This is a genomic window from Arthrobacter silviterrae, assembly GCF_011045165.1.
GTDB lineage: Bacteria > Actinomycetota > Actinomycetes > Actinomycetales > Micrococcaceae > Specibacter > Specibacter silviterrae.
The window spans coordinates 49,640-73,242 of the sequence record NZ_JAAKZI010000015.1 but is presented as its reverse complement, the minus strand read 5'-3'; the positions used below and the strand labels follow the sequence as shown (position 1 = coordinate 73,242).

The window sequence follows — 23,603 nt, the reverse complement described above, 5'->3', positions numbered from 1 at the left end:
TCCGGAATTACAGACAGCGTCCTTCCCCGGCCCCTTGCAAAGCGGCCGAAAAAGTTGTTCAATAGTGAAACATCGTTTACCGTGATGCAAATCACAGGGCGCTACACTAGATTCCATCGCTCTGCTCCAGCTAAGAAACAAAGGGTAAAACATGCAAATTTCAACTAGGCTGACCGTTCGCCTGGCTACTGTCGCCGCCGTCGCCGCATTGGCGATGACAGGCTGCACCACCGCATCCCAGGACGGAGGCTCAGGGTCCTCCAACGGCGCGTCCGCCCCGGCAACCTTTGACCCCAGCACCGTGGCCAAGGATGATGCACTTATTGCCCTGCTCCCGGCAGCCCTGAAGGACAAGGCCACCATTGACGTTGGCTCCGACACGTCCTATGAGCCGGCCGAATTCCTGGACAAGGACGGCCAAACCCCCATCGGCTACGACGTCGACCTGGCCAAGGCCATCGCCGCCACGCTGGGCAAGAAGGCCGTGGTCCACACAGCCGACTTCTCCTCCATCCTGCCAAAGCTCGGCACTGTGTACGACCTGGGCATGTCCTCCTTCACGATCAACCCGGAGCGTTCCAAGGCCGTGAACTTTGTCAGCTACTTCAACGCCGGCGTGCTGTGGGCGGTTCAGAAGGGCAACCCCAAGGGCATCACCATGGACAACCTCTGCGGCAAGAAGGTGGGCGTCCAGACGGGAACGGTTGAGGAAGATCCCGACGTCAAGGACCGTTCGGCCAAGTGCGTGGCGGCCGGCAAGCCCGCCATCACCATTGTTTCGCTGAAGAACCAGACGGATGTCACCACCCGCCTGGTGGGCGGCACCATCGACGCCATGAGCGCCGACTCCCCCATCATCAAGAATGCCCTGGCCAAGACCAACGGGCAGCTTGAGACCTTGGGTGCCGTTTATGACTCCGCACAGCAGGGCATTGCCATTGCCAAGACGGACACAGTGTTCGCGGGAGTCGTTGAAAAAGTCATGAACAAGCTGATCCAGGACGGCACGTACACCAAGATCCTCACGAACTGGAACAACACGGACGGCGCCCTGCCCAAGGCCGTGCTGAACCCGACGGCGGGCTAACCGTTGAGCCGTCTCCTCACGCGCCGGCCTTCCCATCACGCGGGTGTCGACGTGGAACTGATTGATGCAGTTCCCGTTCGCCACCCGTGGCGGTGGGTTGGGGCCGCCGTCATCCTGCTGGTGTTGGTGCTGGTCATCCAGTCGATGACCACCAACCCCAAGTTCTACTGGGGCACCTTCCGGACCTACCTCTTCGACGTGCTGGTGATCCAGGGCGTGGGGTGGACCCTGATCCTGACGGTCACCTCCATGGTCATTGCCATTGTGCTGGCCATCCTCCTGGCGTTCATGCGCCAGTCGGACAATCCCTTGTTCAGGTACGTTTCCTGGGTCTGGGTCTGGTTCTTCCGCGGCACTCCCGTTTACACCCAGCTCCTCTTTTGGGGCTCCGTGGGCGCCTTGTATCCAAAGATCATTGTGGGGGTCCCTTTCGGACCTGAGCTGTTTTCCTGGGACACGGCCACTGTCATCAACGCCACCGTTGCCGCCATCGTGGGCCTGGGCCTGAATGAATCGGCATACCTCGCGGAGATCTTCCGTGCCGGGCTCAAGTCCGTGGACAACGGCCAGATGGAAGCTGCCGAGGCGCTGGGCATGCGCCGCTCAAAGGTCATGTGGCGGATCATCCTGCCACAGGCCATGCGGGTCATCATCCCGCCCACGGGCAATGAAACCATCGGCATGCTCAAGACCACCTCGCTGGTGTTGGCTGTCCCGTTCACCCTGGACCTGACGTTCGTCACCAACGCATTGGCGAGCAGGACGTTCCTGCCCATCCCGCTGCTGATGGTGGCCGCATTCTGGTACCTCGTCATCACCTCGGTGCTGATGGTGGGCCAGTACTACATTGAGCGCCACTTCGGCAAGGGCGTGGACAACGTCACAAAGGCACCCGTCAAGGCCACGGCGGCCGTGGCCGCAGCGCACGCAAAACCGGTGGAAACGTCCGGTGGAACCACGGAAGGCGGCCAGTCATGACCGAGACCGCACCATTGAAAGAGCAGGCCACGGCCCGGACCAAGCCGCTCGTGGAAATCCAGGGCGTGCACAAGCTCTTCGGCGACCACCATGTCCTCAAGGGCATTGACATGACCGTCCGGCAGGGCGAAGTCTCCGTCATCATCGGTCCGTCCGGTTCCGGCAAGTCGACGCTGCTGCGCTGCATCAACCTGTTGGAGACCATCAGCGCCGGCCGGATCTACGTCCATGACGACCTCATCGGCTACCACGAGGTCAACGGCAAATTGCACGACCTGAACGCCAAGCAAATCGCGGCCCAGCGCCGGGAAATTGGCATGGTGTTCCAGCGCTTCAACTTGTTCCCGCACAAGACCGCGCTGCAGAACGTGATTGAGGCACCCACGCAGGTCAAGCGCCAGTCCAAGTCGGCGGCAAAGTTGAAAGCGCTGGAACTGTTGGAGATGGTGGGCCTGTCCGACCGCGCCAACTTCTACCCGTCACAGCTTTCCGGCGGCCAGCAGCAGCGCGTTGCCATTGCCCGGGCCCTGGCCATGGAGCCGGAACTGATGCTCTTCGACGAGCCCACTTCCGCCCTTGACCCGGAGCTGGTCGGTGACGTCCTGGAGGTCATGAAGAACCTTGCCAAGTCCGGCATGACGATGATCGTGGTCACCCACGAGATCGGCTTTGCCCGCGAAGTGGGCGACACCCTGACGTTCATGGACGGCGGGGTGGTGGTGGAGAGCGGCAATCCGCGCGACATCATCGCCAACCCGCAGCACCACCGGACCCAGGAATTCCTCAGCCGCGTCCTTTAGCCGCCCCGCGGTTCAGGGCTGCACGGATGTTTTCGTGCAGCCCGCGCAGGCCCTCCCGGGTGGCCGCGACCTCAATGAGGCTGCGGCCGCGCACGGGAGGGGCCAGCGCGGCGGCGAGCTCCGCCGCCGTGCGCACAAGCGTGTGGCGCCACCCGAAGGCTCCGGCCAGCGCCCCCAGCTCCGCCGTGTGGGGCGTGCCAAAGAAGCGCTCGACGGCGTCCGCATAGTTGGGTGCCGCGGCCAGCCTCCCGTGTTCCAGGACGGAGAAGATGCCGCCGCCGCCGTCGTTCAGGACGATGAGCTGGATGTCCGGCTCCTGCTCCCCCGCACCCAACAGCAGCGCACCGGCGTCGTGCAAGAACGTGACATCGCCCAGCAGCACCCGGGTGGGCGATCCCGAGGCCAGGGCTATGCCCATGGCGGTGGCAATGGTGCCGTCGATCCCGGCCAGGCCGCGGTTGGCATGGACACCGGGCTGGGCGTCAGCGTCCAGCCCGGGGCGTCCCGCCAAATCCACGTCGCGAATGGGGTTTGACGAGCCCAGCATGAGGTTGCCGGCCCGGCCCAGGCCGGCGCCGCCCCGCACGGAATCTTCCTGGGCCCGGGCCCAGACGGCGCGGGCCACGGCAGGACCGGACAGCGTTCCAGGGTGGGCCGAGTCCAGCGCTGAATCCAAGGCAGGGTCCAAGGCTGAGTCCAGGGCGCTTTCCGCCCCGGCTGCCTCATCCTGCCAGGCCGCCAGCCAGCTGTCCGGGCCGCAGCCGGCAAAACCTACCAATTGGCCCCATTGCGTGAGCACCAGTTCCGGGCGGCGGCCGGCCTCAAACCAGGCCACGGGGCGGGGAACATAGAGCGCCCGCTCCAGGTCCGGCCGGGCCAGCAGCTGCGCAACGGGCCTGGACAGCGTGGGGCGGCCAAACACCACCACGCGTTCAATCGGCGCCGCGGAATCCGGGCCGAAGTGGTCCAGCAGCAGCCGGTACGGGCCGATGGCATTGGGGCCGAATCGGGCGTTTGAGGAGGGCTCGGCCAGCAGCGGCAGGCCCAGGGTGCGGGCAAAGTGTTCCGCCGCCGGACCGGCCCCGTGCCCGGCCAGGACCACTGTGCGGTGCCTGGCGGCGGGCAGGGCAATGGCCGGAAAGACTTCCGCTGATCGATCCAGAAGCCCCGTTGATCGAGCCTGTCGAGATCCAGGGGTTTCGCCAGGCTCAACCAGCGGCGCAGGATCAACCACCGGCGCCAAATGTTCCCATTCGGAACCGTCAAGGGCGGGCGTCAGCGGGTCGCGGAAGGCCAAATTTACCTGGGCGGGTCCGGCCGGAATGCCCTCCAGGCGTCCCTTGGCCGCACTGAGCGCCGTGTCGATGGCGCTGGTGGGGTCAACCCCGGCGGCAACGTCAGTGGCAAAGCGCACATGCTCGCCAAAAAGGTCCAGTTGAACTGTGGTTTGGTTGGCACCGGTGCCCCGCAGTTCCTCGGGGCGGTCGGCCGAAAGCACCAGCAGCGGCGTGCCGGAATGGTTGGCCTCCATGACGGCGGGCATCAGGTTCCCCACGGCCGTGCCGGAGGTGGTCAGCACGGCGGCCGGCGCCCCAGAGCCCTGCGCCAATCCGAGTGCCGTGAACCCTGCAACGCGCTCGTCAATCCGGACATAGGCGGTGAGCCGACCGTCCGCTTCGGCCTCGGCGAGCGCGTACACGAGGGGCGCACTGCGGGATCCGGGGGCCACCACCACGTGGCGCACCCCACCGCGTTCCAGTGCATCCACCACGTACCGGGCAGCGTCCATTGAATTCAGTAACGTCACGCCACCACTCTAGCCATGCCGGGCTACAGCAGGGCAAAGCAGCGGCGGAGGCGGGCCAGCCACCAGTCGCGGCGTTCGGGCGCGGCGGCGAAGCGCTCCAGGAGGGACGGGTCCGCGGCGACATCGCGCACCGAGATGCCACCAGACGCGGCAACCAGGCTGTCGGCGGCCACGTCGGCGGCCATTAGGGACACTGTGCCGAGGCCGCAGGCGTACGGAAGGTCCGGCAGGGACGCTGCCAGCGCCAGGCCGGCGCGGATGCCCACGGAGGAGTCCAGGGCGGAACTGACCACGGCCGGGAGCCCGGCCTCCGCCACGATGTCCAGCGCACGGCGCACGCCGCCCAGGGGAGCCGCCTTGACCACCAGGAGGTCGGCCGCCCCGGCGCGGGCAACGGCAAGCGGGTCGGCGGCCTTCCTGACGCTCTCATCCGCCGCAATCAGCACCGAGCCTTCCATGGCGTGGCGCACCGCGGCCAGTTCAGGCACAGTGGCCACCGGCTGTTCGGCGTATTCCAGCCCGTACACGGACATCGCCGCCAGCGCCTGCACGGCCTGGTCCACGTCCCAGCCGCCATTCGCGTCAACGCGGATCCGCGCATGCGGCAGCTGCTGCCGCACGGCCGCCACGCGCGCCATGTCCTCACGCAATGACTGGCCGGCCTCAGCCACCTTGACCTTCACGGTGTGCACGGCGTCAAAGGCACCGAGCACGTTCGCTACCTCGTCGGCGGAGACGGCCGGCACCGTGGCATTGACGGGTACCCAGCCGCGCACCGGGGCGGGGTACCCGTCCCAGCCCGCTTCCACGGCCGATGCGAGCCACCTGGCCGATTCGCCGTCGTCGTACTCCAGAAAGGGGCCAAACTCGGCCCAGCCTGCGGGCCCCTCAAGCAGCAGCACCTCACGCTCCAGCACACCGCGGAACTTCACCCGCATGGGCAGCGTGACGACATGGGCGCAGGCGAGCAGTTCTTCCAGGGACGGCATGTGAACACTGTAGCGCCGCCAGCTTCCTCCCAAGAATCCATGGGATCCTAGTCTGGATGAACACCCACCACGGAAGCCACCTCTCCCTCCGCGCGCCCCTGTCCGCAGCCCCCTTCGTGGTGGCCGCCCTCATGTGCCTGGCTGGATTGGTGGCAACGTACGGTTTCTTCGTCAAGAGCACCACGGGGCAGTACATTGACGAATCCGCCCTGGTGGAGGCCGCCGTGGCCCGCCGGATCATTGGGGTGCCCACGTCCCAGCTCCTGGATTACCTGCCCGTCACCTCGGTGGTGATTGCCGCCGTCGTGGTTCTTTTCGTCACCCTGGCGCGCCGCCGCTGGAAGGCCGCCGGGATTGCCCTGGTTGCCATGGGCGCAGCCAACCTGAGCACCCAGCTGATCAAGGTGTGGCTGCCGAACCGGCCGGACGTGGGGGTGACAACGCTGGCCCTGAATTCGCTCCCTTCCGGGCACAGCACGCTGGCGGCCAGTGCTGCCGCGGCCGTGTTTCTGGTGGTGTCCCCGCGCTGGCGCCCGGCCGCAGCATTTGTGGGCGGCAGCTACGCGATCATTGCCGGCGTGTCCACGCTGATCAACCAGTGGCACCGCCCTGCCGACGTGCTGGCCGCCTTCTTCGTGGTCTCGGTCTGGACGCTGGCGGCCGCCGTGCTGGTGCTGCGTTCAGGCACGAAGTGGAATGTGTGGCTGGGTTCGGGCCAACACTGGGCGTCGAGCCTGTGGTGGAGCGCCGCGGCAGGTGCCCTCGCGCTGCTTGCCGCGCTGGCCACGGGACTGATTCTGCACTCCGTGGTTCCCGATCCCGCCGCCAGCACCACCAGTTTCTTCCTGGCCGGGGTGGGGCAGATTGTGTGCGTGGGCTACGGCCTGGCCCTGGCCGCCACGCTGTTCCTGACCTTCCAGGTTCGACGCCGGCCTTCCCGTTAGGTTGTCAGGGCCTAGCTTCCCAGGGCCGCAGCCAGGGGCTCCCAGAAGTAATTGAAATTATCCTGCGGTCCGCCCATGGCGCGCTGGGTGAACAGCACGCCAATGAAGTCCGCCGACGGGTTGACGTAAGCAGCGGTGCCGGTGCCGCCCGTCCAGCCGTAGCCGCCGGGTGCCGTCCACGGATCGCGGCCGTCCGTGGTGACGGCCACCTGCCAGCCCCAGGAGGTGCCCGGGCCCGCCACTTCCTCCATGCCTACGCGCTGCGCATCGGTGAGCTGGTCGCCGGTCATGGCGCGTCGCTGTTCGTCCGGCAGCAGCGTGCCGTCCGCCAGCGCGGCCAGGAACGCCAGGTAGTCGGGCACGGTGGAGACCAGCCCGCCGCCGAGGGACTCGAATGCCGGTTCCCGCGCGAAGGCGCCGTCGGGAGGGTCCAGGACCTCCAGGCCTGCGCGGCCGGGGCGGTAGGCGGTGGGCAGTTCGTTCGGGTCCGCGAAGAAGGCCGTGTCCTTCAGGCCCAGCGGGCCGGTGATGCGTTCGGTGAGAATTTGGTGCAGCGGGGCCTGGCCCGCGCGGGCCAGCAGCACGGAAAGGATGTCACTGCCCGTGTGGTATTTCCACCTCTCCCCCGGCTGCTGCTCCAGGGGAAGCCGGGCAACGCGGTGCATGAATTCACCGGGCTCCAGGTCAGGAGGAATGGCCCCGGTGAGGATCCCCGATTCTGCGATGGCGCGGGCCAGTGGCGTGTCTGCGAAGACGGCGCCCAGCCCGTGGGTCAGGGTCAGCAGGTGGCGGACGGTGATGTCGTGGGTGGCGGCAACCGTGCTGTCGAGCGGGGCATCGGGGCGGGTCAGCACGCGGGGGTAGGCCAGTTCCGGCAGCCACACGTCCGCGGGGTCATCGGGTGCCAGCGTGCCATCCGCAATCATGGACGCGGCGATGGCCCCGGCCACGGGCTTGCTCAGCGAGGCAATGCGAAACGGCGTGTCGGTGCGCATCTGCTCCGGCCGGCCCAGCGTGCGCACGCCGCTTGCAAAGTACTCCGTGGTTCCCTGGTGCCGGATGCCCGCCACCATTCCGGGCGCCCAGCCCTCCTCCACTTTGTCCCGCAGGGCCTGCCACACCGTTTCGAATTGTGCGCTCATGGTTCCATGATTCGCGGCCCGGGCCGGGGCGTCAACAGCTTTTTGAGGTTGAGCGGCAGGCTTCGGGCCGTCTTCCGGCCCGCTTCGGGCGGTGGCTCAGCGGGCCACGGGTTTGTTGCGCGGAATCCAGTAACCCAGCACGGCCGCTGCGGCCAGCCCCAGCAATCCCGTGGCGGCGATGCCGAAGGACAGCGTCACGGCTGCCGTCAGCCCGGCGAGGATGGCGGGACCGCTGGACCCTCCGGAATCTGACAGGAAGCGCCAGATGCCCAGGAATTGGGCGCGGCCGTTGCGCGGGGAGTAGTCGGCCCCCATGGTCATGATGAGCCCCGACCCTATGCCGTTGCCGAAGCCGATGAGCATGGCAACCAGCAGCAGCGAAACGGCGCCCGTGGTCAGCGGCATGAGCAGCAGGGAGACACCCATGAGGACCATGGACGGGACGGCCACGGCAATGCGGCCCTTCTTGTCCATGACCCTCCCCGCCGGGTAAAACACCAGCATGTCGACGGCGCCGGAGAGGCCGTAGATCAGGGACGTCACGGCCGGGTTGAGCCCCAGGTTGTCGGCCCAGAGTGGCACCACCACCTGGCGGGAGGAACGGACGGAACTGACCAGCAGCACCCCTATCCCCACGGTCAGGAACACCTTGCGGTGCGTGGCGAGCAGGTACTTCAAGGTGGGTTGGGGACCCTTGGGCGCCACACCATCCCCGCTGACCAGGTCCGGCAGGCCCCAGGCCACCGCCCCGGCCCCGGCCACGCAGACGGCGGCCACCCAGTACGCGCCGGTCAGGCCCACCAGGTGGATGACCAGGGCTCCAATGAACGGGCCGGCAAACAGTCCTATCCTGCCCACCCCGCCGAGAGTGGACATGGCCCGGGCGCGCAGCGTGGGCGGCACTGCCTCCGTCAGGTAGCTTTGCCGGGCCAGGTTGAACACGGCAGCGGCAGCACCGATCAGGAACACGCCCAGGCCAAAGAACCAGAGATTGCCGGAGAAGACGCACAGCAGCATGGCCAGCAGGCTCAGCAGGGCGGCCCCCACCATGCCGCGGCGTTCGCCATACCTGGCCGTGATGATGGACGCCGGGATGTTGCTGACCAGCGAGCCTATGCCGATCAGCGACACCACCAGGGCGGCACCGGCCAGGGATGCGCCCATGTCCCGGGCGCTCAGCGGGATGACGGGCAGGATGGCACCCTCGCCGATGCCAAACAACAACGATGGCCCAAACGCCGGAATGGCGATGGACCACAGGCTGAAGTCACCGGGATTTGCTGATTTGCTCACTGCCCCCACTCTAGACCCGGGCGGGCGGGACCCGGCCCGGCCTCCATGGAGTCAGCCATGTGCGCCGCAAATGCCGCTGTGACCGGTTTCCCGTGCCCGGGGACCATCTGCGGGTACTCCGCGCCCATGCCGGAAAGGGTCCGCAGCACCCGTATCCACCCTGCCCGGTCCGCATCCCCAAACTGGGGTTCGGCACCTTCCTCCAGCACGTCCCCGGCAAAGAGCACCCCCTCCACACCCACCATGAGGTCGCCGCCGGTGTGGGCCGGGCCCATCGTGAAAAGGGTTGCGGACACCCCGCCCAGGTCCAGCACCGCGGGATCAGCGCCCACCAGGCAGGTGGGCGGCACCAACTCCGTCAGCGGGCCCTCCCCTGCCGCCATTCCAGGCTCGACGCCGGCCACCTCCTGCCGCTGCGCCTCCCCCGTCGCAGCCATGCCACGCGCGGCGGTGGCGTGCGCCCAAAACTGGGTGGCGCCGTCGTTCTTGAATACGGCATTGCCGAAGAAGTGGTCCCAATGGGCGTGGGTGTTCGCCACCACCAGCGGCAGCGGCGTCACGCGGCGGACGGCGGCGAGCAGCTCTGCGCCATGGCGGGGGCCGCAGCCGGTGTCGATCACCAGTGCGCGCCGAAGCCCCACCACGAGGCCCGTGTTGACCAGCGCCCGGTCGGCGGTGGCCGCGGTGACAAGGATGCCGCCGCGCAGTTCCTGCCATTCCTGTCCCATGGGCCCTCCCGTGTTGATGGTCCAAGCCTAGGGCCGGAGGGCAGCGGGGCGCTGAATCAACCGTTTGATTGATGCTGACATTCCGTCACCAAACTAGCCTTAAAGCATGGAAAAGCAGGGTGGAGTGACAACAACGGGCAAACGGACCCGAAACAAATGGGCGGGACTGGGCGTCCTGGCCGGCGGCCTGTCCATGATCGTCATCGACGGCACCATCGTGGGCGTGTCCCTGCCCACCATCATCAGCGATCTGCACCTGGACCTGAATGACGCGCAGTGGGTCAACAGCCTGTACTCGGTGGTGCTGGCAGCACTGCTGCTGACCAGCGGCCGTCTGGGCGACAAGTTTGGCCGGCGGAAGCTGTTCATCATCGGCGTGGTCCTGTTCATGGCAGGCAGCATCCTGGCCGCACTCTCACACGGGGCCGCCGGGCTGATCCTCAGCCGTCTGGTCCAGGGCGTGGGCGGCGCGGCCGTGCTGCCCGCGACGCTTTCCAGCGTCAATTCGACCTTCTTCGGCAAGGACAGAACCACGGCCTTTGCCGTGTGGGGCGCCGTCATTTCCGGCATGGCCGCCATCGGCCCGCTGCTGGGCGGGTGGCTGACGTCGTCGTTCGCGTGGCAGTGGATCTTCATCGTCAACGTGCCGCTGGGCGTGCTGGTCCTGGCCGGAGCCCTGCTGTTTGTGCCGGAAACCCAATCGCCCGGGGCCCGTGCCGGAATGGACGTGCCCGGCCTGCTGCTCAGCGCCGTCGGCTTCGGACTGCTGGTCTTCGCATTGATCGAGGGGCCAACTCTGGGCTGGTGGAATGCCGGCGCCGCCCTGGACCTCGGCCCCATCCATTGGCCGGCGGACGCAGCGATCTCCATCGTGCCGCTGGCCCTGGCCACCGGCCTCGTTGCGCTGGCAGGTTTCATCCTGTGGGAACGGCACCGCGCCGCGGCCCAACGCTCCGCCATCCTTGACTTGTCGCTGTTCAAGGTCGGGACATTCTCCTGGGGCAACGCCGTGGCCGCCATGGTGGCGATCGGCGAGTTCGGCCTGCTGCTGGTCCTGCCCCTGTACCTCATCAACATCCTGGGCCTGGGCACCCTGGGGGCGGGCTTCGTGCTCGCCGCCATGGCGCTCGGGGCGTTTTTCTCCGGCGCCTCCGCCCGCCACCTCGCGGCGCGGATGGGCCCGCCCAATGTTGTCATCCTCGGCCTGGCGCTGGAAACTGCCGGCCTGCTGGTCCTTGGTTTGTCCATCACGGCCACAACCTCAATCTGGCTCATCGCGGCGCTGCTGGTGGTCTACGGGCTGGGCCTGGGGCTGGCCTCGGCACAGCTCACGGGCACCGTCCTGGCCGACATCCCCACCAGCGTCTCCGGCCAGGGCTCGGCCACGCAAAGCACGGTCCGCCAGCTCGGCGCCGCCCTCGGCTCAGCCATCATGGGCAGCCTGCTGGCACATTTCGCCTTCACCCGCGCCGGCGGCCTGTTGGGCGGTGTCGCCGGACTGCCGGAGGGGCAGGCCACCACCCTGGCCGGCCAGTTGCGCGACTCAGCCGGCGGCGTGGTCCCCCAGCTTGCACGGCTCGGCAGCCACGGCCCGCTGGGCGCGGCCGGCCCTGCCGCTGTGGACGCCCTCTCGAGCGGCTTCGCCCAGGCTGTCGGCGCCTCCGTGCTCGGCGCAGCCGCCTTCCTGTTCATCGGCCTGGTAGGCTCCGTGTTCGTTGCCCGCGCGGCACGGACGGCCGCCGCCCGCCCCGAACTTCCCCCACACCTTGCCCCACACAACCCACAACCCGAAATGGACCACACCGCGTGAGCCCCCGCACTTTTTACCGATCCCTCGCCACCGCAGAAGCCATCACCTGGACCCTGCTGATCGCCGGCATGGTGGCCAAGTACGGCTTCACGGCGGGCCCGCTGCCTGTGGCCGTTGCCGGCACCATCCACGGAATTGTCTTTGTCGCCTACATCCTCTGCGCGGTGATGGTCGGAACCAACCAGCACTGGTCCAAGCGGAAGATCGCCACTGCCATGGCCACGGCGTTCCTGCCCTACGCCACGATCCCCTTTGACCGGCACCTGGAAAGGCACGGCAGGCTCGACGGCGGTTGGCGCACCGCCGCGACGGCGGACCCCCGCGACCACACCCTGCGCAGCAAGGCGCTGCGCGTGCTGCTCAACCGGCCCGTGCTGCTGGTGCCCGGCTTTGCCGTGGTTGTGGCCGCCATCGTCACGGCACTGCTGGTGGTGGGGCCTCCGGGCGGCCGCAGCTGACCCTTCGCCGTTCACGCCTCACGGGCCGGTGCGCGCCAGACTCAGCCGCCGCCGTCGCGCTTGAACACCAGCATCAGGGCGCGCATGCCCAGCACAAAGCCGCCAAAGAGCAGGGCAAAGCCAAACACCTGGTACAGCCGGACCTGGCCCGTCAGCAGCGGGCCGCCGTTGCTGGTGATCAGCATGATGGCACCAACCACGGCGGCGCCGGCCAGGACCGCCACGACCAGCTGCTGGAACAGCCCCGTGAGATAGCGGCGGTCGGCGGGGTGGGCAAGCACGCGCACATTCATGGAAAAACGGCCTTGTTCCAGGTCCTCGCTGATCTTGTTGACGCGGCGCGGAAGGCGGTTGAGCATCGGCAGCAGCGACATCAGCTGCTGCTCGATTTCGTCCTTGGCGCTGCCAAAGGTGACCTTTGCCGAAACCAGCCGGCTGCCTTCGGCCCGGGCGGCCGCCACCAGGTCCATGCCGGGATCGATCAGCAGCAGGGTGCCCTCGACGGCGGCCAGGGCACGGAAAGCTGCGCCGATTTGGGCGGGGACGGTGAACCTGTGCGCAATGACCAGGCCAAACAGCAGCCCAAACATTTGCTGGCTGCCGCCGGCCCGGAAGCCCTGCCTGAAGCGGGTGAGTAGGGCACCCAGCTCACGTTCAACTTTCCTCACGTCCAGGTCCTCGGGCCTGTCCAGGAGCTCAACAAGGGCGTCGGTGGCCGCCGCGGCGTCGTTCTTGTCGATGGCGTACAGCATCATGGCCAGGGCGGACGCGGTGGCCGGGTCGAGGCGGCCGACGGCACCAAAGTCGAGCAGGCCCAGCGTCCCCTCGGGGGAGATGAAGATGTTGCCGGCGTGCAGGTCCGCGTGGAAGACCCCGTCGGTGATGATTTGCTGCAGTGTGGCGCCGAGCAGGGTCGCGGCCAGCTCGCTGCGCCTTGCTGCGGGGAGGGAAGTCAACAAGGCGCCGGCTGAGCCGACGGGCAGCCCGGGCAGCCGGTCCATGACCAGCAGCCTCTCCCCGGAAATCTCCGCGTGGGGGTGTGGGACAGTGACTTTAAACGAGCCGGCATTAAGCGAGTGCTCGATGCTGCGCATGTTCTCCAGCTCGACCGTGTAGTCCAGTTCCTCTTCGAGCGAGCCGGCAAAGCCCTTGGCGAGCGCGTGCACGCCCAGGGACTTCCCCCACGGTGTGGTCTTGTTCAGCCATGCGGCAAGCCTGATGATGATGTCCGAGTCAAGGTCGACCTGTTCCAGGGCGCCGGGGCGCTGGACCTTGATGACCACCGGTGTGCCGTCCAACAACACGGCCGGGTGGACCTGGGCCACGGATGCCGCCGCCAAGGGTGTGGTGTCCACCTCCGCGAACACCTCGGACAGGGGGCGCCCGAGCCGTTCGGCGATGGCTGCCTCGATCGATTCCCACGGCTCCGGTGTGGCCTTGGTCTGCAGCGTTTCCAGCTCACGGATGTAAACCCCGGGCAGCAAGTCGCGCCGGGTGGAGAGCATCTGGCCCAGCTTGACGAAGGTGACGCCGGCCTCGTTGAGCGCGTCACGCAGGGCCCTGGCCGTCTTCGCATCCCGTTCCACAGCGTCGCCCCGGCCAAATCCGCGCAGCCTCGAGCCGAGTCCGTGCCTGACGGCGATGGAGATAATTTCGCTGTACCGCCGGGCGCGCCGCCGCCGCGCCTTCCACCCCGTGAAGACCGCGGCGGGCCCGGGCAGGGATCCCGTGGGGAACCCTGCCTCGATGAACACGAGCGCGGCCACGCCCAGCGCAAAGATCCAGCCAACGGCCAGTACCAGGAAAATGGCCGCCACAGGGGCCGTTACGTTCAGGCCGTTTGTGTTTTGGCCCGTTGCGGCACGGAAGAGATACTGCACGGTGACGCCCATCGCGGCGCTCATGACAAACCCGACGGCAATGGACCGCGGCCATCCGATGGGCACGCCCACAACGCGGCGAACCACGGTGGCGGCGAGCCAGGACTGCAGCAACAGGAATATCAGGCCGGCAATGGCAAGCAGGACAACTACCGCAATGTCCAGGATGGCCATCAGCGACGGCACCCGGGGCGATGGGGGCGGACAGCGGTCATGGTGGCTCCCTACGGCGTCGAAATGATGTCTTCACTGTAGCGCCAAGACCTTACAGATCCGCGAGCGCCCCCGCCGGGTTTTCCATGGAGTCGGCGATGAAGCGCAGGAAGCCTGCAGCCACTGCCCCGTCACAGACGCGGTGGTCAAAGGCGAGGGTCAGCTCGGTCAGCTTGCGCACGCACAGCTGCCCGTCCACCACCCACGGCTTGTCCGTGATGCGCCCGATTCCCAGCATGGCGGCTTCCGGGTAGTTGATGATGGCGGCCGAACCGTCCACGCCAAACACGCCGTAGTTGTTGATGGTGAAGGTGCCCCCGGACAGTTCCGCCGGGCCGGCCTTGCCCTCGCGTGCCTTGCCGGTCACGGCCCTGATGGCCGAATCCAGTTCACGGGCACTGCGGCCCTGGGCGCCGCGGAGCACCGGCACCATCAGGCCGCGGTCGGTCTGCGCGGCGAAGCCAAGGTTGATGCCGTCAAATTCGACAACTGTGTCCGTGCCGTTCTCGCTGACCAGTTGCGTGTTCAGCTGGGGGAAACGTGCCAGGCCCGCCGTGGCAAACCGCGCCACGAAGGCCAGCAGGCTGGGCGCGGAGCCGTCCTTGGCCTTCAGCCCGGCCCGCAGTTCCACCAGCGCCGTGGCGTCCACATCCACCCATACGGTGGCTTCCGGAATCTCCCGGCGGCTGCGGGCCAGCGCGGTGGCGGCAGCCTTTTTCACGCCTGTCAGGGCGGTGCGCGAGAGCACTTGCAGCCCGGTCCGGGAATCCACGGCAGGCCCAGCGGCAGGCACCTCAAGCAATGCCTGAGGGGCAGGCGCCGAAGCGGCAGGCGCCGAAGCAAGGGCCAGAGCCGCCTCCACGTCGCGGCGCCGGATCAGCCCGTCCGCCCCGCTGCCCTGAATCTCGGCCAGGGACAGGCCCGAATCGTGGGCCATCTTCCGCACCAGGGGCGACACCACCAGGGGGGCCGTGGCGCGCGCCGTCGGCACGGTGGCAGCAGCGCTCCCAACCGCCGCGCGCTGGTTGATCCTGTGCAGCCGGGAGGGCCGTGTCCGCCCCGCACCGCCATGCCCCGACGTTCCATAGCCGATCAGGACGTTTCCGGACCCGCCGACGTTCTCGGCCACGGGTGGCGGCGTTGGAGGCACCGAAGCGTCCCCAGCCGGGGGTGCCACGGCCGCGGGTGCGGCAGCCGCGCCAGGGAGAGCCACCGATATGAGGGGCCTGCCCACCACCAGGGTGTCCCCTTCGGCGCCGTGCAGCGTGTCCACGACGCCTTCGAACGGCGAGGGGACCTCGACCACTGACTTCGCGGTCTCAACTTCGGCAATGGGCTGGTCAACGTGGACGGTGTCGCCCACGGCCACCAGCCAGGTGACCAGTTCAGCTTCAACCAGCCCCTCGCCGAGGTCCGGCAGCATGAAGACCTGCAGGCTCATGATTCCTCCCACTGGAGTTCCTCGACGGTGTCCAGGATCCTGTCCACGCCGGGCAGGTAGTACTTTTCCAGCCGGGGTGCCGGGAACGGGATGTCGAAGCCGGTGACCCTCAGCACGGGCGCGGCCAGCGAGTGGAAGCAGCGTTCCTGGATGCGGGCCACAATCTCGGAGGCCATGGATGCAAAGCCCGGGGCTTCCGCGATGACCACGGCCCGCCCGGTGGAGCGGACGGCGGCGCAGACGGTTTCGTCGTCGAACGGCACCAGGGAGCGCACGTCCACCACCTGCAGGGAGCGGCCTTCGGCGGCAGCCGTTTCAGCGGCGGCGAGCGCTGCCGCCATGGACGGGCCGTAGGCAATGAGCGTGGCGTCGGAGCCTTCGCGGGCGATGACTGCACGGCCAATGGTGCTGGGGGCCGTGCTGCCGGCGCCGTACCGGGCGCGCAGGGCATCCACGTCCACGGTGTCCTTGGAGAAGTACAGCTTCTTGGGCTCCAGGAAGATGACGGGGTCCGGTGAGGCGATGGCGTCCCGGAGCATGGTGTAGGCATCCGTGACGGTCGACGGCGTCAGGACCGTCAGGCCGGGCGTGTGGACGTAGTAGGCCTCGGAGGAATCGCAGTGGTGCTCCACTCCGCCAATGCCGCCCGCGTAGGGGATGCGAATGACGATGGGAAGGCGGACCTTTCCCTTGGTGCGGTTTCCCATCTTGGCCACGTGGCTGGTGATCTGCTCAAACGCCGGGTAGGCAAAGGCATCGAACTGCATCTCGACCACAGGCTTCATGCCGTTGATGGCCATGCCCGTGGCCATCCCGATGATCCCGGATTCTGCCAGCGGGGTGTCAAAGCAGCGGTCCTCGCCGAAACGCCGGGTCAGCCCGTCGGTCACCCGGAACACGCCGCCCAGCGTGCCCACGTCCTCGCCAAACACCAGCACGGAAGGGTCCACGGCCATGGAGTCGGCCATGGCCAGGGTCAGCGCCTTGGCAAAGGTGAGGGTTTGCATGCCGGAGAGTTCCGGCTCGGCGGCAGGGCTTGCGGTGCCGGATTGGGGCTGGGGCTTGTGCGCCATGGCGGTCATCGAAGCGCTCCTTCCAGGGACTGGCCGGCGGCGAGCTCGTCCGCCAGCAGGCGGGCCTGCTCACGCAGCTGCGGAGTCGGCTCGGAGTAGACAAAGGAAAACAGTTCCGCCGGGTCCGGGACGGTTTCGGTGTTCAGGCCGTCGCGCAGGGTCTTGGCGACGGCTTCGGCGTCTGCGGCGAAACGTTCGGAGTCGGCGGGCGCCAGGTGCCCGGCGTCGTGCAGGTACTTTTGCAGCCGCAGCAGGGGATCCTTCGGGACCCACTGGGCCACTTCCGCTGCGGTGCGGTAGCGGGTGGCGTCGTCGGCGTTGGTGTGCGACTCCATCCGGTAGGTGTGCGCCTCCACGAGCGAGGGCCCGCCGCCATTGCGGGCGCGTTCGACGGCGTGCCCCACCACAGCGAGCAGGGCCGCGAGGTCGTTGCCGTCCACGCGCTCCCCGGGCATGCCGTAGCCAACGGCCTTGTGGGCCAGCGAGGGCGCCACGGACTGGCGGATGAGGGGCACGGAGATGGCGTACTGGTTGTTTTGGATCAGGAACACGACGGGCACGTGGAACACTGCGGCGAAGTTCAGGGCTTCGTGGAAGTCGCCCTCACTGCTGGCGCCGTCGCCGCACAGGGTCAGTACCACCGTGTCCTCGCCGCGCAGCTTGGCGGCATGGGCCACGCCCACGGCGTGCAGCAACTGGGTGGCAAGGGGCGTGGTGGGCAGGCCTGTGTTGTATTGGTGCGGGTCAAAGCCGCTGTGCCAGTCCCCGCGCAGGGATTCGAAGGCTTCCATGGGATCCACCCCGCGGCCCAGGATGGCCACGGTGTCGCGGTAGGTGGGGAAGAGCCAGTCGCTGCCGCGCAGGGACATGTCGGCGGCCACCTGGCACGCTTCCTGCCCGGTGGAGGAGGGATACACCGCCATCCGCCCCTGCCGGACCAGCGCGTTCGCTTGTTCATTCACGCGCCGCCCCATGACCAGGCGGCCGTAGCCTTCCACCAGCGTTGCCGGCCCGGGCAGCTGGTAGGGCTCCTTGTAGCCGTCGTTGCCAGTGGCGCTGCCGTCGGCCGCAATCAGCTGGACCGGCTCCTCAGAGGGCAGCAGATAGCCTTCGGCGCGGCCGGCGTTGCCGGGGTATTCCATAAATTCCGGGTGGTTCGTCATTGAATTCCCACTCCTTCCGGGAGGTGCGCTTAGGCAAAGATGTTCCGTTATTCAAGTATGGATTCCTGGATCGTTTTGTATCCACAAGGCCGCCAAACTCTGGAATACTGCGATCAATTGCCGTATTCTGAAAGACAAAACAGCACTGTGATGTGCATTACCTGCCACTGTTGTCTTATGGTGGGCACCCGCCCCGGCGCGCACCCCACTTCACCCACCCAAGGAGCCCCATGCCGGAGAACGCCCCGGTCCTCCTCGATGACGTGGACAGGAAGATCATTGCCGAGCTCACCCGCGACGGCCGCCTGTCCGTGACCACGGTGGCGGAGAACGTGCACATCTCCCGCGCCCACGCCTATGCGCGTATTTCCCGGCTTACGTCCACCGGGGTGCTGACCAAGTTCACTGCCCTGGTGGACCCCGTCAAGGCAGGGCTGAAGTCCTCGGCCTATGTAACCCTGAAGGTCAGCCAGCATTCCTGGCGCGAACTCAAGGAGGAACTGCGCGCCATCCCCGAAGTGCAGCACATTGCCCTGGTGGGTGGGGACTTCGACGTGATCCTGCTGGTGCGCGCCGAGGACAACACGGGCCTGCGCCGGGTGATCTTTGACCAGCTCCAGTCCATGGCCGGCGTGCAGGACACCCAGACCTTCCTCATCTTTGAGGACCTGGACGCGCGGTAGGCGGGCCGCGCGGGCCCCCACTCATTAGTACACGCGCGCGATTAGACCATGAATATGCCATGAATCACATTTTTCCCATTGACCTTTATTCCGCCCGAGCGCATTCTGGTGCGGGGACACTGAGAATGGGAGCAAGCCATGGCAACTCTGAAGACACCTGTTCCACCAACCCGCGCCAGGCCGGGCCTAAAACGTGAGATCGGATTCATCGGGCTCCTGTGGGCCTCCACGGGCTCCATCATCGGCTCGGGATGGCTATTCGGGGCCAAGGACGCCCTGCAGATTGCGGGCCCCGCCGCCATGATTTCCTGGGTCATTGGCGGCGTTTGCATTTTAATCCTGGCCCTTCCGCACGCGGAGCTTGGTGGCATGTATCCCGTGTCCGGCGGCACGGCTCGCTTCCCGCACTACGCCTTTGGCGGCGCCGTCGGGGCATCGTTTGGCTGGTTCTCCTGGGTGCAGGCGGCCACCGTGGCGCCCATTGAGGTCCAGGCCATGATCAACTACGCCGGGCACTATTCCTTTGCGAAGTCCTGGCTGGTCATTAAGCAGACCGCAGCCGGTCCGCAACCAACCTTGACCGGCAACGGCCTCACGGTTGCCATCCTCCTCATGGCCTTCGTGACCGCCATCAATTTTTTGAGCATCAAGAAATTGGCCACCGTCAACAGTGCCGCGACCTGGTGGAAGGTTGGCGTGCCGCTGCTGACCATCTTCATGCTGGCGGTGTTCAATTTCCACCCCGGCAACATCACGGCCGCCAACGGTTTTGACCCGGACGGCGTCAAGGGCATCCTGTCCGCCGTCTCCACCGGCGGCATCGTCTTTGCGCTGTTGGGATTTGAGCAGGCGGACCAGCTGGCCGGGGAAAGCAAGAACCCGAAACGGGACATTCCCCGGGCAGTCATCGGTTCCACCATCATCGGCGTGATCATCTACCTGCTGGTCCAGTTTGCGTTCCTGGTGGCACTGCCCGCCTCCCAGATCGGCACCACCTGGACCAACGGCCTGTACACCGCCATGACGGGTCCGTTTGCCGACATCGCCACCTTGGTGGGCTTTGGCTGGCTGGCCTCGATCCTCTACATTGACGCCCTCATCTCCCCCGGTGGGACCGCACTGATTTACGTCACGGCGTCGTCCCGGGTTTCGTACGGGCTCAGCCGCAACGGCTACGTGCCGGTGGTCTTTGAGAAGACGAACAAGGCGGGGGTCCCCTGGGTGGGGCTGATTGCCGCATTCGTCATTGGCTGCGTCTGCTTCCTGCCGTTCCCCACCTGGCAGTCGATTGTCGGGCTGATCACCAGTGCCAGCGTGCTGATGTACGCCGGCGCACCCCTGGCCCTGGGAGTTTTCCGGAGCCGGTTGCCGAACGAGGACCGGCCGTACCGGCTGCCGGCTGCCACCGTCATGTCGCCCCTGGCCTTCATCGTGGCGAACCTGCTGATCCTGTGGACCGGCTGGAACACGGACTGGAAGCTGGGCGTCGCCATCCTTATCGGCTACGTCATCCTGGTCGGCAACAGGGTGTTCGGGCTGAACCCCACCAAGCCGCAAATGGACTGGAGGGCCGCCCAATGGCTGCCCGTCTACCTGGTGGGCATGGGCCTGATCGTGTACCTGAGCGACTTCGGCCCGCTGGCCCACCCATGGTTCCCGCTGTACTGGGACATCGTGGCCACGGCCGTCTTCAGCGCCATCATTTACATCTGGGCAGTGCACGTGGCATTGACCACGGAGGAGATCAACAACATGGTCAACACCGTGGTTGTGGAGGAGGAGGACACCGTCCCCCACACCCCCTGACGCCGCACCCAATGAGGGCTAGGCTCGATCCATGAGCACAGCAAGCAAAGCCACCGAACTCCTCCGGCTCCACCAGGCCCCGGAAATCCTGCAACTGGCCAATGTGTGGGACGTGATCAGCACCAGGGTGATCTCGGACCTGCCCGGCACCAAGGCCCTGGCCACCGCCAGCCATTCCATCGCGGCCTCCTACGGTTATGAGGATGGCGAGCACATTCCCGTCGCCACCATGATCGAGGCCGTGGGCCGCATAGCCGCCGCAACGGAACTGCCCGTCACGGCGGACCTGGAACGCGGTTACGGCAACCCCGCTGAGACCATCCGCAGGGCCATCGGCGTGGGCATTGTGGGTGCCAATATCGAGGACCAAATGATCCCGCTGCCCCAGGCGGTCGCCCGCATGGAGCAGGCCGTCCGGGCCGGCTCCGCCGAGGGGATCGACTTTGTCCTCAACGCCCGCACCGATGCTTTCCTGCGTGGCGCCGACCGCGATCCGAGGGAGGTCCTGGAGGCCGCCGTCGAACGCGGCCGCGCCTACCTTGAGGTTGGCGCCAGCTGCATCTTTGTCCCCGGCAAGCTCGACGAACCCACGGTGAAGTCACTGGTGGCCGGGATCGGGCGCGGCAAGGTGAGCGTCATCAACGTCCCCGGCTCACTCACGCCGTCCAAGCTTCAGGAACTGGGCGTGGCAAGGATTTCCTACGGCCCGTGGATCCAGCGGGTGGCCCTGACCGCCATTGCCGACGCCGCCACGCAGCTGATGAACGACGGCGTCCTGCCGGAGGGAACCCGCCCGCTGAACTGACGCCACGCCTAGCCAAGGACAGGCGAGCCCGGCGGAACCAGCACCTTGACGGCGCGGGGCGCCAGTTCGACGACGGCCGGCAGGGCCGCCACCTTCTCGCCGTCGGCATAGATGGCCAGGGGCCGGTTGGCGCTGATCTCCACCCGCTGGCCGCGCACGAAGCTGACGTTCGGCTGGCGCAGGTGGCTGCCCCGGTAGGACCGCACAAACGTGGCTGCGACGCCCAGGGCCGACGCCCGGCCCAGGGAAACCACGTCGAGCAGGCCGTCGTCGGCTAGGGCCCGGGGGCAGATGCCCAGCCCGCCGCCATACTGGCCCACGTTTCCGACGGCGACAAACCAGCCCGGGAACGTTGTCTCGATGCCGTCCACGGCCAGCGTGAACGTCACATCCTTCCAGTCGAGCAGGGCCTTAATCCCGCCATAGAGGTAGACGAATGGGCCCAGGTTCAGCCGGGCGCTGTTGCCGTACTCGTTGGCAAGACCGTCAAAGCCCACATTGGCCACCCCGAAATACGGGCGCCCGTTGACCAGCCCGAGGTCGAGCTCGCGGACCACCAGGCTGCCCATGCCCCGGACCGCCTTGACGGGGTCAAGGTCCAGGCCCAGCCGGCGGACTGTGTCGTTGCCCCGGCCGCCTGCCAGGGGAAGGACGACGGCGGCCGATTCGCATGCGCCCGCCGCGGCCGCACCGAGGAAGCCGTCCCCGCCAAGCACTGCCACCAGGCTGCCCGGGGCGGCCGCCCGGGCCTGGGCGGTGGCATCCGCCAGGCTCCGGGTGACGGACACCGTGGGGGCCCATCCCGCGGCCCGCAGTGCAGCTGCCGTCCGGTCCAGGTGCCGCAGCCCGCGGCCATGTCCGGACGTCGGATTGACCAGCAGCAGCGCACCCCCTCCCGACGGAAGGCCGCCGGAGACCGCGCCTGGGACCGCGCCGGCTGCGGCGCTCACTGTGCAGCCCCGAAAGTGCCTGCGCGGGCCAGAATTTCCGCGGCCCGTCCGCGCGCCTTGGCGGCTTCCGCGGGCACAAAGGAAAGCCGCGTGCGCCGCTCCAGCAGGTCCTCCACGCTGCTTGCGCCCTCAGCAAGGATGCCAAACAATAGTTCGGCGCCCGTAGTGTCGCAGCCGGAAAACAATGGCTCCGCCAGCAGCGGATCCAGCCGTTGGAATTCCTGGACACTGGCGGCTTCAGTGCCGTATTTCTCCACCAGCCTGGCCGGGGCGTCCACGGCTGCCAGCTCCGGCGCAGGAACAGCCCCCACCAAAGGCAGCGTCCTGGTGCGGGACGGGGCGAAGACGCCCAGCCTCGCCGACGCCGCATCCACCGCGTCCTGGGCCATGCGCCGGTACGTGGTCAGCTTCCCGCCCACCACCGTGATGGGCGCACCCGGAACGTTCAGGACCAGGTGCCGGCGCGAGATGTCGGCGGTGCCGCCATCTCCATGGCCGTGCGCCCCTTCCGCGAGGGGCCGCAACCCCGCAAAGGAACCCACCACGTCGCCGCGCGACAGCGGCACGGCCAAGGTGGTGTTGACAATGTCCAGGAGGAAGCCGACGTCGCGCTCGGGAACCGCAGGGTGGTGCCCATCCGCACCACGGTCCTCCTCATCCGTAATCCCGATGTACACCAGGCCACCGGGCTGCGGCAGGACGAATACATAGCGGCCAAAGTGCCCCGGCACCGGCACGGTGTGTGCAGCCTGCGGGTTGCCCAGCCGCTCCGCGTCGACCACCAGGTGCGTGCCCCGGCTGGGGGTCATCGACAACTCCGGCTCAAAGCCGGCCGCCCACACGCCCGTCGCGTTGACCACCACGCGCGCATTGACCGTGACGCCGGCACCCGTCCGGGTGTCCACGGCATGGACCGCCGTGGCCGTCAGGGCGCTGGCGTTCACGTCCCGCAGCACATGCGCCCCGAGCCCGGCCGCCGTCCGGATCACGCCAAACACCAGCCGTGCATCGTCAACCACCTGTCCGTCCCAGTACAGAATCCCGCGGCGCACCAACTCCATGTCAAGGGCGGGAGCCAGCGCCGCCACGTCCCGGCGGGCCAGCAGCCGGGGCCGCGGCAGCACAGCGGAGCCCAGCCCCGAGAACCGGCGGAGCACGTCATAGAGGACCGTTCCGAACGCCTCCGCGGCAGGCTCCCAGGCAGGATTGCCGCGGGTGACCGGAATGACGAACCCCAGCCGGCGGACCAGGTGCGGGGCGATCCGCTCCATGAGCCAGCGCCGCTCCACGGCGGATTCCCAGGCCACGCCGAAGTTCATCGACGCCAGGTAGCGCATGCCCCCGTGGATAAGCTTTGAGCTGTAGCCGCTGGTGCCGGAGGCGAAGTCCCCGCCTTCCACCAGCGCCACGCTCAGGCCGCGGCTCACGGCATCCAGCGCCACGCCGGCGCCGGTGATGCCGCCGCCCACCACGGCCACGTCCACCGGGTGCCCGGCCAGATGGTCCAGGGAGCTCCGGCGCGTGGTGTCATTGATCCACGTGGGGTTGGCCAC

20 protein-coding genes are annotated in these 23,603 nt (G+C 67.6%); 9 read left to right on the top strand and 11 right to left on the bottom strand.

What is annotated here, in order from left to right:
- Positions 1–151: 151 nt before the first annotated feature.
- The 3 genes from G6N77_RS10275 to G6N77_RS10265 are packed head-to-tail and all read left to right on the top strand — an operon-like array spanning position 152 to position 2,865.
- Positions 152–1,087 carry an ABC transporter substrate-binding protein gene (locus G6N77_RS10275; RefSeq protein WP_165182070.1) on the top strand — a complete coding sequence of 312 codons (936 nt, stop codon included), beginning with the start codon at positions 152–154 and terminating at the stop codon, positions 1,085–1,087.
- A 51-nt stretch (positions 1,088–1,138) separates the two neighbouring features.
- A complete protein-coding gene (locus G6N77_RS10270; protein WP_262453381.1) occupies positions 1,139–2,065 on the top strand; it encodes an amino acid ABC transporter permease in 927 nt (308 codons plus the stop codon).
- The gene (locus tag G6N77_RS10265; RefSeq protein ID WP_165182069.1) at positions 2,062–2,865 is read left to right on the top strand and encodes an amino acid ABC transporter ATP-binding protein; all 804 of its coding nucleotides are present in this window, start codon (positions 2,062–2,064) and stop codon (positions 2,863–2,865) included. The genes G6N77_RS10270 and G6N77_RS10265 overlap by 4 nt, the downstream gene beginning before the upstream one ends.
- Here the strand turns inward: G6N77_RS10265 and menD are convergent.
- Both menD and G6N77_RS10255 read right to left on the bottom strand, forming a co-directional pair.
- Positions 2,849–4,654 (bottom strand): 2-succinyl-5-enolpyruvyl-6-hydroxy-3-cyclohexene-1-carboxylic-acid synthase, encoded by a 1,806-nt coding sequence (gene menD, locus G6N77_RS10260; RefSeq protein ID WP_165182090.1) that lies wholly within the window; start codon positions 4,652–4,654, stop codon positions 2,849–2,851. The genes G6N77_RS10265 and menD overlap by 17 nt on opposite strands.
- A gap of 41 nt (positions 4,655–4,695) precedes the next feature.
- Positions 4,696–5,661 (bottom strand): o-succinylbenzoate synthase, encoded by a 966-nt coding sequence (locus G6N77_RS10255; RefSeq protein ID WP_165182068.1) that lies wholly within the window; start codon positions 5,659–5,661, stop codon positions 4,696–4,698.
- Between the two features lie 56 nt (positions 5,662–5,717).
- Here G6N77_RS10255 and G6N77_RS10250 point away from each other — a divergent pair, with 56 nt between their 5' ends.
- Complete coding sequence (locus tag G6N77_RS10250) at positions 5,718–6,605, top strand: phosphatase PAP2 family protein (protein WP_165182067.1); 888 nt, start codon at positions 5,718–5,720, stop codon at positions 6,603–6,605.
- Between the two features lie 11 nt (positions 6,606–6,616).
- Here the strand turns inward: G6N77_RS10250 and G6N77_RS10245 are convergent, their stop codons facing one another.
- From G6N77_RS10245 to G6N77_RS10235, 3 genes are all read right to left on the bottom strand, one after another.
- A complete protein-coding gene (locus tag G6N77_RS10245) occupies positions 6,617–7,747 on the bottom strand; it encodes a serine hydrolase domain-containing protein (protein ID WP_165182066.1) in 1,131 nt (376 codons plus the stop codon).
- A gap of 96 nt (positions 7,748–7,843) precedes the next feature.
- Positions 7,844–9,049 carry an MFS transporter gene (locus tag G6N77_RS10240; RefSeq protein ID WP_165182065.1) on the bottom strand — a complete coding sequence of 402 codons (1,206 nt, stop codon included), beginning with the start codon at positions 9,047–9,049 and terminating at the stop codon, positions 7,844–7,846.
- On the bottom strand, positions 9,037–9,768 hold the full coding sequence (locus G6N77_RS10235) for an MBL fold metallo-hydrolase (RefSeq protein WP_165182064.1): 732 nt from the start codon (positions 9,766–9,768) through the stop codon (positions 9,037–9,039). Before G6N77_RS10235 ends, G6N77_RS10240 begins: the two co-directional genes overlap by 13 nt.
- Positions 9,769–9,874: 106 nt before the next feature.
- On the opposite strand from G6N77_RS10235, the gene G6N77_RS10230 reads away from it, so the two are divergent.
- On the top strand, positions 9,875–11,578 hold the full coding sequence (locus tag G6N77_RS10230) for an MFS transporter (protein WP_165182063.1): 1,704 nt from the start codon (positions 9,875–9,877) through the stop codon (positions 11,576–11,578).
- Positions 11,575–12,036: a DUF3817 domain-containing protein gene (locus tag G6N77_RS10225; protein ID WP_165182062.1), complete on the top strand. Its 462-nt coding sequence runs from the start codon at positions 11,575–11,577 to the stop codon at positions 12,034–12,036. The genes G6N77_RS10230 and G6N77_RS10225 overlap by 4 nt, the downstream gene beginning before the upstream one ends.
- A gap of 41 nt (positions 12,037–12,077) precedes the next feature.
- Here G6N77_RS10225 and G6N77_RS10220 read toward each other — a convergent pair whose 3' ends face one another.
- From G6N77_RS10220 to G6N77_RS10205, 4 genes are all read right to left on the bottom strand, one after another.
- Positions 12,078–14,090 (bottom strand): ABC1 kinase family protein, encoded by a 2,013-nt coding sequence (locus G6N77_RS10220; RefSeq protein WP_165182061.1) that lies wholly within the window; start codon positions 14,088–14,090, stop codon positions 12,078–12,080.
- A gap of 91 nt (positions 14,091–14,181) precedes the next feature.
- Complete coding sequence (locus G6N77_RS10215) at positions 14,182–15,570, bottom strand: dihydrolipoamide acetyltransferase family protein (protein WP_165182060.1); 1,389 nt, start codon at positions 15,568–15,570, stop codon at positions 14,182–14,184.
- Positions 15,567–16,652 (bottom strand): alpha-ketoacid dehydrogenase subunit beta, encoded by a 1,086-nt coding sequence (locus G6N77_RS10210; RefSeq protein WP_165182059.1) that lies wholly within the window; start codon positions 16,650–16,652, stop codon positions 15,567–15,569. The genes G6N77_RS10215 and G6N77_RS10210 overlap by 4 nt, the downstream gene beginning before the upstream one ends.
- On the bottom strand, positions 16,649–17,806 hold the full coding sequence (locus tag G6N77_RS10205) for a thiamine pyrophosphate-dependent dehydrogenase E1 component subunit alpha (RefSeq protein WP_165182058.1): 1,158 nt from the start codon (positions 17,804–17,806) through the stop codon (positions 16,649–16,651). Before G6N77_RS10205 ends, G6N77_RS10210 begins: the two co-directional genes overlap by 4 nt.
- A 230-nt stretch (positions 17,807–18,036) precedes the next feature.
- Here G6N77_RS10205 and G6N77_RS10200 point away from each other — a divergent pair, with 230 nt between their 5' ends.
- The 3 genes from G6N77_RS10200 to G6N77_RS10190 all read left to right on the top strand — a co-directional run bounded on the left by G6N77_RS10200 (position 18,037) and on the right by G6N77_RS10190 (position 21,100).
- The gene (locus tag G6N77_RS10200) at positions 18,037–18,489 is read left to right on the top strand and encodes an Lrp/AsnC family transcriptional regulator (RefSeq protein WP_165182057.1); all 453 of its coding nucleotides are present in this window, start codon (positions 18,037–18,039) and stop codon (positions 18,487–18,489) included.
- Between the two features lie 138 nt (positions 18,490–18,627).
- The gene (locus tag G6N77_RS10195; protein ID WP_165182056.1) at positions 18,628–20,295 is read left to right on the top strand and encodes an APC family permease; all 1,668 of its coding nucleotides are present in this window, start codon (positions 18,628–18,630) and stop codon (positions 20,293–20,295) included.
- 31 nt (positions 20,296–20,326) lie between these two features.
- A complete protein-coding gene (locus tag G6N77_RS10190; RefSeq protein ID WP_165182055.1) occupies positions 20,327–21,100 on the top strand; it encodes an isocitrate lyase/PEP mutase family protein in 774 nt (257 codons plus the stop codon).
- A gap of 8 nt (positions 21,101–21,108) precedes the next feature.
- On the opposite strand, the gene G6N77_RS10185 is transcribed toward G6N77_RS10190, so the two are convergent.
- A complete protein-coding gene (locus tag G6N77_RS10185) occupies positions 21,109–22,050 on the bottom strand; it encodes a diacylglycerol/lipid kinase family protein (protein ID WP_165182054.1) in 942 nt (313 codons plus the stop codon).
- Positions 22,047–23,603, bottom strand: coding sequence for a glycerol-3-phosphate dehydrogenase/oxidase (locus tag G6N77_RS10180; RefSeq protein ID WP_306987191.1), 1,557 nt, complete (start codon positions 23,601–23,603; stop codon positions 22,047–22,049). Before G6N77_RS10180 ends, G6N77_RS10185 begins: the two co-directional genes overlap by 4 nt.

Bases quoted from the DNA above. Each gene is read 5' to 3' on its own strand.
- G6N77_RS10200 (WP_165182057.1), top strand. From the start codon at position 18,037: ATGCCGGAGAACGCCCCGGTCCTCCTCGATGACGTGGACAGGAAGATC.
- G6N77_RS10230 (WP_165182063.1), top strand. From the start codon at position 9,875: ATGGAAAAGCAGGGTGGAGTGACAACAACGGGCAAACGGACCCGAAAC.
- G6N77_RS10220 (WP_165182061.1), bottom strand. From the start codon at position 14,090: ATGGCCATCCTGGACATTGCGGTAGTTGTCCTGCTTGCCATTGCCGGC.
- G6N77_RS10250 (WP_165182067.1), top strand. From the start codon at position 5,718: ATGAACACCCACCACGGAAGCCACCTCTCCCTCCGCGCGCCCCTGTCC.
- G6N77_RS10235 (WP_165182064.1), bottom strand. From the start codon at position 9,768: ATGGGACAGGAATGGCAGGAACTGCGCGGCGGCATCCTTGTCACCGCG.
- G6N77_RS10190 (WP_165182055.1), top strand. From the start codon at position 20,327: ATGAGCACAGCAAGCAAAGCCACCGAACTCCTCCGGCTCCACCAGGCC.
- menD (WP_165182090.1), bottom strand. From the start codon at position 4,654: ATGGACGCTGCCCGGTACGTGGTGGATGCACTGGAACGCGGTGGGGTG.
- G6N77_RS10205 (WP_165182058.1), bottom strand. From the start codon at position 17,806: ATGACGAACCACCCGGAATTTATGGAATACCCCGGCAACGCCGGCCGC.
- G6N77_RS10215 (WP_165182060.1), bottom strand. From the start codon at position 15,570: ATGAGCCTGCAGGTCTTCATGCTGCCGGACCTCGGCGAGGGGCTGGTT.
- G6N77_RS10245 (WP_165182066.1), bottom strand. From the start codon at position 7,747: ATGAGCGCACAATTCGAAACGGTGTGGCAGGCCCTGCGGGACAAAGTG.
- G6N77_RS10265 (WP_165182069.1), top strand. From the start codon at position 2,062: ATGACCGAGACCGCACCATTGAAAGAGCAGGCCACGGCCCGGACCAAG.
- G6N77_RS10210 (WP_165182059.1), bottom strand. From the start codon at position 16,652: ATGACCGCCATGGCGCACAAGCCCCAGCCCCAATCCGGCACCGCAAGC.
- G6N77_RS10195 (WP_165182056.1), top strand. From the start codon at position 18,628: ATGGCAACTCTGAAGACACCTGTTCCACCAACCCGCGCCAGGCCGGGC.
- G6N77_RS10255 (WP_165182068.1), bottom strand. From the start codon at position 5,661: ATGCCGTCCCTGGAAGAACTGCTCGCCTGCGCCCATGTCGTCACGCTG.
- G6N77_RS10275 (WP_165182070.1), top strand. From the start codon at position 152: ATGCAAATTTCAACTAGGCTGACCGTTCGCCTGGCTACTGTCGCCGCC.